We start from the raw sequence: 13,198 nt of genomic DNA, 5'->3' as shown, positions 1-13,198 counted from the left end.
ATTAATGAGTTGAATATTAAAAGTTTGTGTTATCGCCTCAAAGCAAAGTGGCCAGTATATGTTCTGCCATCAACTAGTGTTACTACAAACCAATAATCATCACTTGGTTGAGGATGACCATTAAATGTTCCATTCCAACCAGCACTTTCATTGGTAAATTGGGTTAGCAATTTTCCGTAGCGATTAAAAATCTGAATATTTGTACCTTGATTAAAGTTAGAATTCACACCGTAAACTTTCCAACGCTCATTAAAAATATCACCATTAGGCGTAAAAAACTTTGGGAAACCTAGCACCGAAATTACTTGTTCTGTAATTCCACAACCATTAGTATCACGAACAAAAATCGTATGAAAACCAGGAGCGACATTAGTAAACGTGTTTTCGGTTTGAAAACCATTATCTGTAGTATCTAATGCATATTCAAAATCACCATCACCAGTAGCAATAATCGTGACTGTATTATTCAATGTTGTACCTTCGGAAATGATTACATCTTCAATCTCAGGATCACTTGATGGTAAAACAGTAATCGTTCTACTAGACGAGCAACCATTAGGATCTGTGACGATAACTGTGTAAGTTCCTACTTCGTTGATGTCGTTAAATGTGGTGTTGATTTCTGTTGAAGTTCCGTTAAATAACCATTCGTAATAATAGTTGTTAGGCTCATCATTTAGCACACCTCCAACCAAAGTTATGGTTTCAGGAAAACTATTTAAGCAGTAAATAAACGACTCATCCTCTAATAAAACAGGTGTGTATAAAACAACTAATTGCACAGTAGAGATTGAAAAACATTGATTATTACTTTCAACTTTTACATAGATGGTTTGCGTGTTTGGTATTGTATTCTGAAATGTGCCAGACACACTATTGGTTTCTGCAAAAGCATCAGCTTCGTTCAAATAAAAAGTAACGGTCGCATCCATTGGAATTTGACTTGAAATGGAAGTCGTAATATCGTTCAAATTAAAATCTGCAAATCCATCTACATCATCACCATCACACGCTTCTAGAGCTGGAATAAATACGATATTATTAGATATTTGAAGTTCAACTTCAGCAATGCTATAGCAATTGGCTTGGTTCTCTACACGAGCGTAAACGGTTTGAAACGGAATGGTATTCTCAAAATTGGCAGCACCAACAATGACATTGGTTTCGTTTTCTGCATCATTTTCGGTTAGGTAAAAACCTAAAATAAATAGAGATGGATCATCATTGGTAACATCACTTTCAGCATTGAAAAGATTATAAAATGTTATTCCGTCCTGATTTTGATCACACTCAATTAAAACCGAATCGAATACAATTGGATTTTCAGAATATTCAATAATAACCTCACCATAAGATAAACAGTTATTATCTAAAGTAACTTCTAAATTATAAGTCCCAGCTTCATCAACCTCTAAAAAAGAATTGGTTTCTGTCAACAATTGAACACCATCTTTAAACCATTTATAACTGTTGTTAGTTCCAGGTTCATTTGATTGGATGGTATACGTGTCATCACCACAAATAGCATTACCATTATTTATTAAAAGATTAGGGCCTAAATCTGTAGACAATCTAAAACTTCCTGCTTCTAAAAAAACGGCAGAATCAAATCTATAATTTTGCTCATCTGCAATTACCAATTTTACATGATAGGTTTCATTAGGAATCACTTGGGCAGTTGCAGTTAATATTTTAGTTTGTCCAGCAAAATTAGTAGGAGATGCAGCTGGATTAAAACTTCCAAAATAGGCTTCATTTTGTGCTTGGCAACCTCCAGGAATATCTGGATGAACTGTTGTTACTTTTACAGGAGTTTGAGTTCCTGGCACTAAAGCGATGTTGGTATATTGAGTTCCTGTGGCTGGACGAATTAAGAAACCAAACAAATCTGAGTATTGGCATGTATTTGGGTTTCCTTCTTGATATTCTTCCGAAGCAAAAAGATATCTAAAGCTTATTTCTGTAGCAACAGATGTGAAATCAAATTCTAGAATGGTTGCGTTGGTTGTATTGCTTTCGTTAAGTGCATTTTCTAAATCAGCATCACCAATCCAACCTGGAGCATCGTCATCACTTAGTGAAGTGTTAGGACCTGGAACGTTAGCTAATCGTCCAGTACTCATAACGATACCTGTTTCAAAAGGGAATGTTGTACCAGTAGCATCAAAATAGCCATAGCTTTGGTCAGTAGAAGAAAAATCACCACCTACCACATTTGTAACCATCACATTGTCAATACAGTTACTATCAATTAGTATGTTCTCTATTAATTCTTGTGCAGAATACGTTTGACTGTCTACAGAAATGTTTTGGCCAAAAGCCAATACTGTAGATAGAAAGCATAAGATTTTAAAGGTCGTTTTCATTAGCAATTTTAACGATTGCAAAGATACTAATTGAAGGAGTTCTTTAATCTTAATAAATGTTAAGATTATATACTACCAATGATAACTTAAATTATTTAAAGTCAAAACCATTTCAAATCATAATTGGTATTATAATCGTAGACTAAAATGACCTTTCACCTCAAAATTAATATCACCTTTTTTTACTTTTGCTAAAAACCAGTAATCACTTGCTCTCATAAGGTTTCCGTTGTAAAAGCCATTCCAGCCTCTAGATTGCGAGTCTAATGTGGTTAGCAATTTTCCGTAGCGATCAAAAATGTAAACAATAGTTCCTGGTAAAGTTTCAACACCTATTATATGCCAAGTATCAAAATATCCATCGCCATTTGGAGTAAAAAATTTAGGTGCATCAATAACAACAATTTCTTTGGTGACTTCTGCACAACCATTTAAATCTATAATGGTAATCGTATGATAACCTAGAGATACATTATCAAAAAAGTTAGATTCCTGAGGAGGAAAGTCATCTAGTTGATATAAGTAATTACCAATACCACTTATCGTAATTGTGATATTATTTGGGTCTGAGAAATCTAGAGTCTCAGTGAAATCTATTGTTGCAGCTTCAGACTCTGTAACGTTGAATACACTTGTGGTTTCACAACCATACTCTGAAGTGACTGTAACCCAATATGTGCCAATTCCTGTAATATCAATTTCTGATGAGATCTCACCTGTTGACCATAAATATGTGTCACCAAACATAGTTGTATTGGCACTTACTATTAATGGTAAATTGTCTAAACAAACCACTTGATCTGGAATTTCTACTTCTGGTTTGCGTCTTACTGAAGCTATAAATTCTGTGATACTATAACATCCAGTTGCGTTGTTTTCTACACGAACATATATAGTCTCAACAAATTGGACATTATAGTTAGCAGGTAATGCATTTGTATTTGAGTTAGCATCATTGTTTGTAGAATGGTAGGTTACTGTAAAGTTATTTGGATTTTGAGTTCCAAGAATTTGGCTATCCTGTTGTGTTAAATCGAAGATAAATAAACTATCAAAATCATCATCACAAGCTTCTAATGGATCAGGTTGATTTGCAATTGGTAATGGTAAAATAGTTAATTGAAAAGGGTAGATGTAGAAACATGCTGTAGTTTGAGATTCTATCCTAATATAAATTGTATCACTTGTTGTTGTGTAATTGTAATTTGTGTCTAAAGCATTGGTGCTATTTTGAGCATCTACTACATTATCATAGTAGCTCAATACAACGTTTGTATTATTATCAACAATAATCTGGTCAATAGTATTCAATTCAAAACTACTAGTTGCATTATCGCAAATTTCAATACTTCCAAATTCATTAATCGTTGGAGGTACATTAACTTGAAGTTCTAATGGGACAGCAGTATAGCAATTAGCGAGCGTGTTGAATACTTTTATGTAAATGGTTTGAGGATTAGAAGTGTTAGTATAATTGCTTGGATTTACTATTGGATTTGTATCTGCATTGAGATTTTCTTGCGTTTCAAAATATGAAATTGTAATATAATCTGGAATAATAGCGTATAAATCACTTTCTGAAATCGTTAGATCAAATGTTGTAATCTCATCATAATCATCATCACATAAAATAGTAGGTAGTGCAGGTTGAGGATGCTCATAAATTAGCACATCAAATTGAGTAATATCATAACAACCTGTTATATTATTTTCTAATCTTACAATAATTATTTCACCGTTATTAGCTACGTAATCATTTGGTAAACTATTATTGCCATTATTTGCATTTGCTTCTGTATTGTAGTAAGTTACAGTAAAGAGTGTACTAGATTGTGAGCCTAAAACTTGATTGTTTTGAAATGTTAAGTCGATATTTTCTACACCATTATTAGTAATATCATCACAAGCTAAATATGTAGAGGGTTCATTTGCAATTGGTAACGGATTGACAATCAAATCAAAATTATAGGTCGTCCAACATCCTGTTGTTGGGTTTTCTAATCGTATATATATAGTGTCATCAGTACTTTGATACGTATAGTTTGTATCTATAGAATTTGTGTTTACCTGTGCATCTGCCAATGAATTATAATAGCTTATAAGTGTTTCTGCTTCGTTAGTAACTTCAGTATTAATAGTATTGAGATTAAACTCATTTAGTATGTTGTCACAAATTTGGTACGTCTGGAAATCAATGACTTCAGGAGGAAGATTAACAATTAAATTAATAGGTAAAGTGACATAACAATCAGAAACAGTATTATTAATTTTAATGTAGACCGTTTGCGGATTTGAAGTATTAGTATAATTCTCTGGGTCACTTATAATTTCAGTATCTGTATCTGCACCTTCAATAGACTCATGGTATGAAATCACAATATCATCTTGCCTTACATCTAAAATTTCAAATTCAACAAGTGTCAAATCAAAAGTTACAAAACCATCATTATCTGTATCGCATTGTATTAATTCTGATGGTGCATTCACATCTGGAATCTGGATCACATTAATGTCAAATTCTACGATGGCGTGACAGTACGTGCCATTTTCAATTCGTGCATAGACTTGTTGCGGATTTGTATAATTATCAAAATCTAAAGGAAATTCATTAAGGTCTTGATCGGCTTCATATTGAGAAGGATGGAAGGAGATGCTCAATGTTTGATCAATACCTTCGGAAATTTCTAAAATTTTAAGATTGAGATCAAAATTTTCAATTCCGTCGTTAGAAACATCATCACAGACAAAAATATCTTGTGGTTCATTAAATGGTGGAAGCGAGCCAACTTCAAGTTCAAACTCCGATGTTCCGAAGCAACTAATATCTGAAATATTCTCAACTCTCACATGTATTGTTTGTGGACTTGTTGTATTTTGATATGCTGCGTATTTATCGATAATTCCTGTTCTGTCGATAGCATCTTGCTCAGTTTCAAAATACAAAACATCTTTTCCTGCTTGACCGTTGAGGATTTCTGTGTCTTTTAAATAAAAGAAAAAATCGGCTATGCCATTGCCATCTGCTTCGCAGTTTTCAAAATTAGTAATAGGTATAAAATCTGGTTCGGTATTAATGTAAGCGTAAAACCAAACAACAGTAAAACAACTTGTAGTTGCGTTTTCTACTCTTATAAAAATGTATTGTGATGTTGAATCATAACTAGTTGGAGTTACTATGCTATTTTCAGCATTAAAAGCATCATTATAATCGGTGTAAAATGTAATATCGAGATTATTCGTGTTTGATACAGTTTCGGAGATTTTGGTTGTTAAATCTATGTTGAAAATCCCATCTTGGTTGTCATCACAAATAATAATATCTGTTGGGACGTTTGCCGTTGGAGCATTTGAGATATTAATTGTTAAAGGAGCAATATCGTAGCATCCTGTATTTGTGCTCGTAACTTTAACCCAAACCACTTGCGGATTGGAAACATTATTATAATAAGGTTCTAAGATGTTTTCATTATTAATTGCATCTTCCTCTGTTAAATAATATTTAATGTTATACGCATTAGCATTAGGACTTACGTGATTATTAAATGTCTCTAAAAAAATGGTGGTGTAACCATCTGTATCTTCATCACAATAATCTACATCTTCAAGTCCTTGAATATCAACTGGTGGATAAATAACTAAATTAATTGATAAATCTGATGCGCAATCTCCATCTGATGTTACGGCATAAATAGTGGTTGGACTGGATGTAACTGTGTAAGGAATTGATTTGTCAATAGGATTTATTTCATTATTAAGGTCGTCTTCTGTTTCATAAAATGTAACTCCAAACTCATCATAACCATTAGTTAAGTCTTGTTCTACTTCGTTGAGGTCAAAATCTGCAATACCATCTGCAGAAATATCATCACAAACGTTAAAAACATCGCCTCCAAATCCACTATCTGGAAGGTTAGAGTGTAATTCTAATGGCACAATTATATAACAACCACTCACTTCGTCAACAATACGAATATATATAACTTGTAAACCAGGTACTATATTTTGATAGGTATCTGGATCTGCAATAGGATTATCTCCTGTTTCTGCATCTTCATAAGTTTCATGAAATGTTACATTAACTCCTGTTAAACCGTCTAAGAGTTCTTCAATAGCACTCGTTAGATCAAAATCGGCTATACCATTTTCATTGTCATCACAAGCATTGATGTATTGAGGATTGGTAGTGTCTACCATAGGATTGTCTTGTACAGAAATATCTACAGAAGTTGTACTAGAACATCCTGTAGTTGCATCATACACTCTAATATATAAAGTTTCATTAGGATTTATATTGCTGTATGGAGAAAATAATGGGTTTTGACCTGTATTAGCATCTTGTTGAGAATAATGATAGCTTACATAAAGATTAGGATTTCCATTAGTGATTTCATTAGTCGTTTCATCTAGATTTATCATCGTCAGTCCATCTGCAATCCCATCATCACAAACAGTCACTGCTGTTGGTTCTTCAAGAATTGGAGGTTCGTTAACAATGATGTTAAACGTTGCAAAAGCCAAACATCCATTGTCTAAATCTTCTGTGCGAACAAAAATTTGTTGAGGAGACGATGTGTTTTGGTAATTATTTGGTAATGGGTTTTCTCCGTTCTGCGCATCTTCCGAAGAGATATGATAAGTAATATTATAATTAGAAGGCGGTAATAAAAGTTCTATCTCAAGATCTTTGGTTGAAAGGTCAAACATTTCTACACCATCATTAGAAGGATCATCACAAATTAAATAATCTGAAATCTCACCAGAATCTTGTTCAGAATTTAAGGTGACTATAACTTCGTCTTCTATTACACAAGACGTATTATTTAATATAATGCTTATTTGTACTTTATAAGTTCCAGACTCGGTAACTTCTAAAGTTGGATTCGTTTCGCCAGTAATTGGAGTTCCGTTTTGAAACCATTCGTAACTTGCTTGACTGTTGTCTATGTTTCCGTTAAGTTCTACTGCATCTCCACACGTCACAATATCTGGACCCAAATCAACTGTTGCATTAAAACTATTCCCTTCAATAAATACTGCGGAATCGTAAAATTTATCACCTTGATCTGCGATCACCAATTTGATACTATATTGCACATTAGGTTGTATAGATGCTGTTGCAGTTAAAACAGTTGTGCGTCCATTATAATTGGTATCTCCAAGATTGTAACCATCAAAATAAGTGTCATTTGATGCAGGACAAAAACCCACAATTTCATCATGGATTGTATTTGTGTTTACAGGAATTGACGTACTAGGAATAATAGCAATATTTGTAAAAGGTCCTGTAGAATTTGCTTCTCTAATTAAAAAAGCAAAACCATCTGAATAGGAGCAAGGGTTGGTGCCAAGGTATTCTTCGGAAGCTAATAAATAATTAAACTGAATTTGGTTTGCTACGGAAATAAAATCAAATTCAATTGCTGTAGCGTTTATAGTTCCTGTTAGTGCGAGAGCGTTTTCTAAATCGGAATCTGTTCCCCAATTATTACCACCTTCATTTAAAGGGTTTGAGTTAATTGTATTTCCTGCGGAAGTAATATTTCCTGTACTTAATAGAATGCCGTTTTCAAAAGGGAAATTTGAAGCTCCTTTTTCAAAAGATCCATAACTTGAAAGTCCATTTATAGATCCATTAATTGAAGATGAGATATTTGATATCTCAACACACCCTTGTCCAAAATTATTCTCTATAAGTGATTGAAGAGGTAGCGTATCATCTGTTGTGATTTGCTGCGCCTTAGCTCCAGTTATTAGAACTAAAAACAGTACAAAAAAGCAAAAGTAATCCCTTATCATTATTAGCAACTAATTGTGATTTAGGTTAAGTCATTCTAGACTTACTTTTGGGAAGCGTAAATTTAGGGTAGGTAAGCTAATTAAAAAATACCCATTGCTGAGTATTTTTAGTCTAAGAGGTGCTTTTTTGGTTAAACGACTTGTTTAGGTCACTATGCTATTTTCATATGCATTACAATCGTAGTGCAAAATGGCCTTTTACTTGAAACTCAATATTGCCTTTTTTAACATCGGCAACAAACCAGTAATCACTTGCTCTCATAAGATTTCCGTTATAATAGCCATCCCAACCTCTAGATTGCGAGTCTAATGTGGTTAGCAATTTTCCGTAGCGATCATAAATATAGACCATAGTACCTGTCAAAGTTTCTACACCTGTAATATGCCAAGTGTCAAAATAAGAGTCATTATTAGGCGTGAAAAATTTAGGTGCATCAATAACCACAATGTCTTTACTAACTTCAGAACATCCATTTAAATCTATAATCGTAATGGTATGATAACCTAAACTTACATTTTCAAAAAATCCTGATTCTTGTGGAGGATAATCATCTAATTGATACAAGTAATTACCAATACCACTAATGGTTACTGTGATGTTGTTTGGGTCTGAGAAATCGATGGTTTCTGTAATTTCTATAGTTGCAGCTTCAGATTCTGTTACTGTAAATACCTCTGAAGTTACACAACCATGAATAGTAGTTACTGTGACAGAGTAGGTACCAACTTCTGTGATTTCAATTTCTGGAGTTGATTCATTTGTTGACCATTGATATACATCTCCAGCGTTATTTGTATTCGCACTTACTATTAATGGTAAGTTCTCTAAACATATTACTTGCTCACCAATATCTAAAACTGGTCTTTCAAATACTATAATCATAAATGATGTCGTACTATAACATCCAGTCATATTATTTTCAACTCTTACATAAATAGTTTCGTTTGTTAAAGACTCATAAGAATCTCCAAGGTCATCAACACCTTCTTCTGCTAATAGTTGGTCTAAATAATAACTTACTGTAAAGTTATTTGGATTTTGATTTCCTAATACCTGTGCATTTTGTTGTAATAAATCAAACTCTAAGAAGCCATCAAAATCATCGTCACATGCTTCTAGATTAATAGGTTGATTAGCAACTGGTAAAGGATTTACAACTAGATTGAATGAATGAATGAAAAAACATTGTGTCGTTGAAAAGGAAACACGTGCAAATAACAAATCGTTAGTTGTTAGATACGTATAATCAGTGTCTAAAGCGTTGACTTGATTACGAGCATCTTCTTCCGAAGAAAAATAAGTCACAACCACATTTTCAGTGTCTATAAGTAAAACTGCGTTTATTTGAGTTAAATCTGTCGTATCTGTTTCTGTATCACAAATCTCATAACTGCTAATTGGATTAATTGCAGGAGGAAGATTAACAATAAGCTCTAGAGGTAGAGAAACAAAACAATCTGAAATTGTATTAGTAACACGAATATAAACGGTTTGCGGATTTGTAAGATTAGTATAATTTGTGGGATCTGGTATTGCGTTAGTATATGAAAATGAATCTTCAATTGTTTCGTGATATGAAATCACAATATTATCATGTCTTACATCTAGAATATCAAATTCTGTTTGTGTTAAGTCAAATGTGGTAATCCCATCATAATCATTGTCACATTGTTCTAATGGAATTGAGGGATTTACATCTGGTGCAGCAATGACATTAAGTACAAAAGAGGTGTATGATTCACAAATAGAACCATTATTGATTCTTACATAAATTTGTTGCGGATTTACTGTATTGTCAAAACTTAGTGGTAATGGGTCATTGTTATTTTCGGCATCTAATTGTGAAGCATGAAATGTAACATCTTGAATATCTGAAAAGCCTTGTGTAATTTCAGCTAATTGAACATTAAAATCAAAATTTATACTACCATCATTGGTGATGTCATCACAGATAAAAATATCTGTAGGTTCATTAAATTCTGGATTTGTACCAACTTCAATTATAAATGATGAGGTAGAATAACAGTCTGGATCAGTAATATTCTCAACACGAACATAAATGGTTTGTGGGTTTGATTGATTAATATAAACAGCATCTTTGTCTATTGCATTAATATTGTTTTCTGCATCTATTGCAGTTTCAAAATAGAATACTTCTTTACCTGTTTGACCATTTAAAATATCAACATCTTGAGTTGAAAATATAAACTCTCCAAATCCATCATCTCCAATTTCACAAAATTTATATAAGTTAATATTATTGATAATAGGTACAGTATTTACAATCACATCAAAACTTTCATAACTAGCACATCCTGAAGTTGCATTTTCAATTCTCACAAAAATAGTGCTCGTAGAAGCAGGATAAAATGCTGTATTAGTTATCGCATTCATCCCATTTTCTGAATCAACAAAAAGCGTATGAAACGTGATATTTGTATTGTTTGTATCATTTACTATTTCTGAAATTTTAGCATTCAAGTTAATGATTGAAATTCCGTCTTGGTCATCATCACAAATAATAATATCTGTTGGTTCATTAGATACTGGAGCAGGTAAGATCTCAATTTGAAAAGAATTAATATCTGCACATGAGGTTGGTCCAAATGTTATTCTAGCATAAAGTGTTTCTGTACTATTTGTATTTGTGTAAATTATTGGTAGCGAATTTGAATTGTTTTCTGCATCTTCTTCTGTAGCAAAATAACGAACTGTAAAATCTGCTAGACCTCCAGTTACCAATAAATCAAAATCACTTAAATTGAGTGTTGTAATTTCATCTTGATCTTCATCACAAATAATTTGATTACCAATAGAATCAAATTCAACGATTGGGTTTATTATTAAGTCAAAATCTGATACTTCTTGACACGTAGGACTCGTTAACGTGATATAAATAGTTTGAGGATTTTCTGTTGGTACAAAAGGCAAAGTGATATCAATAGGGTTTGTTTGATTGTCTCTATCTTCTTCGGTTAAATAATACTCAATATCAATGTCATAATCCATGATCTCTTCTAGGTCTCCTAAAATTGTATCAGTAATATCATTAAAATCAAACTCTTCTTCACCATCATTATCTTCATCACAAAGGCCATAATCTCTAATATTTGTAGCTGTTAATAATAAGTTGGTGTGTATTTCAATTGGAGTTGTTGAGGCACATCCTGTAACATTATCTTCTACTCTAATATATACGGTTTGTACATTGCTATTAATGTTAGTGTAATTTGTGTCGTCTGCAATTGGGTTTACACCTAAATCTGCATCTTCTTGAGTTTCATGAAAAGTAACTGTAACTCCTGTAAGTCCTTCTAAAACATCATCAATAATAGAGCTTAAATCAAATATTGCAAAACCATCATGATCTGTATCACAAGCATCAATATAATGATCCTCTTGATTAATAATAGGTTTATTGATAACTTCAAAATCTAATGTTGTTGTCGTAGAACATCCAGTAATACTGTTTGTTACATTAACAAAAATCGTTTCGTTGGTGCTTGTATTAGCATAAGGTAATGCAATAGCATTTGTGCCATTTGTAGCATCATCTTGTGTTAAATGGTAAGTGACAACTAAATCTAAATTTCCATTTGTGATTTCATCATCTTTCTCAGATAAATCTATTACTGTTGACCCATCTATTGCACTATCTGCACATGCGATTAATTCTGTAGGAGCCGTTATAATTGGTAATGGATTCACTATCAAATCAAAACTTTGATATGCTAAACAACCATTAACGGTATCTTCTATTTTAACATATATGGTTTGCGGATTTGTTATATTCTGAAATGAGCCAGATATCACACCACTGTCATTTTGAGCATCACTAGCTGTTAAATGATAAGAAATCACATAACTTGAAGCAGGAACCGAAGCTAAAACTTCAGCATCTTTAGTAGATAAATCAAAAACTTCTTGTTCATTACCACTAGCATCATCACATAATTCGTAATTTGTAATAGCACCTGCAGCTTGAGTAGAACTCAAAGTCACATTAATTGTATCTTCAATAACACATGTTGAGCCTGCTAAAGGAATTTCAACAAAAACACTATAAACTCCAGTTTGTGTTGCATCTAAAGTAGATTGTGTTTCTCCAGCTAATAAATTACTATCTAGATACCATGAGTATGTCGCATCAGGATTATCTATATTGCCGTCTAATGTTACAGTACTTGCACAGGTTTGAATATCATCACCTAAATCTACCGTTGCATTAAAACTATTACCTTCTATAAATACAGCCGAATCATAATTTTTATCGGTTTGATCTGCAATAACGAGTTTGATACTATATTGTACATTTGGTAGAATATCTGCCATTGCTGTCATCACAACAGTTCTACCATTATAATTGGTGTCACCAAGATTGTAACCTTCAAAATACTCTTCATTTGATGCTGAACAGAATCCAACAATTTCATCATGAATCGTATTCGTATTCACAGGAGTAGTGGTTCCAGGAATAACCGCAATATTTACATAAGGATCAGCTGTACCAGTTTGTTTGATAAGAAATGCAAAACCATCTGAATAGTTACAAGGAAAATCCCCAAAGTATTCTTCGGAAGCTAATATGTAGTTAAATTGTATTTGGTTAGTTACAGATATAAAGTCAAACTCAATTGATGTAGCGTTTAAAGTTCCTGTAATTCCTAAAGCAGCTTCAAGATCTGGATCTGTTGCCCAGTTAGGTTGCCCTTCATTTAAAATGGCGTTGTTTTGAGTGTTACCTCCAGAAATAGCGTTTCCCGTTGATAACATAATTCCATTTTCAAAAGGAAAAGAAGATCCTGCACGTTCAAAATAACCAAAGCTATTAAAACCGTTGATTTCACCATTAAATTGTGATTGAATATTTGAGGTTTCTACACAACCTTGAATAAGGTTGTTTTCTATAAGTTCTTGTTCTGTAAATGAATCGTCTATATTAATTTGTTGAGCACTAAGTGTACAACATAATAAACATGCAAAAAGGCTGAGGGATTTTCTGAATAAATTCATTTGTAAGCGGTTAAGTTATGAA

Annotated in this window: 3 protein-coding genes; all 3 read right to left on the bottom strand. The window is 32.8% G+C overall.

The features are described 5' to 3' along the window. Nucleotides 1-29 precede the first annotated feature (29 nt). Complete coding sequence (locus WNY78_RS04145) at nt 30-2,366, bottom strand: choice-of-anchor L domain-containing protein (protein ID WP_342871925.1); 2,337 nt, start codon at nt 2,364-2,366, stop codon at nt 30-32. 129 nt (nt 2,367-2,495) lie between these two features. Then, nucleotides 2,496-8,162, bottom strand: coding sequence for a choice-of-anchor L domain-containing protein (locus WNY78_RS04140; protein ID WP_342871924.1), 5,667 nt, complete (start codon nt 8,160-8,162; stop codon nt 2,496-2,498). A 172-nt stretch (nt 8,163-8,334) separates the two neighbouring features. Then, on the bottom strand, nt 8,335-13,176 hold the full coding sequence (locus tag WNY78_RS04135; protein ID WP_342871923.1) for a choice-of-anchor L domain-containing protein: 4,842 nt from the start codon (nt 13,174-13,176) through the stop codon (nt 8,335-8,337). Between the last annotated feature and the right edge of the window lie 22 nt (nt 13,177-13,198).

The sequence above is a fragment of the Psychroserpens sp. AS72 genome, assembly GCF_038900375.1.
In the GTDB taxonomy this organism is placed as follows: Bacteria; Bacteroidota; Bacteroidia; order Flavobacteriales; family Flavobacteriaceae; genus Psychroserpens.
This window is presented reverse-complemented; position numbering and strand designations above follow the sequence as displayed.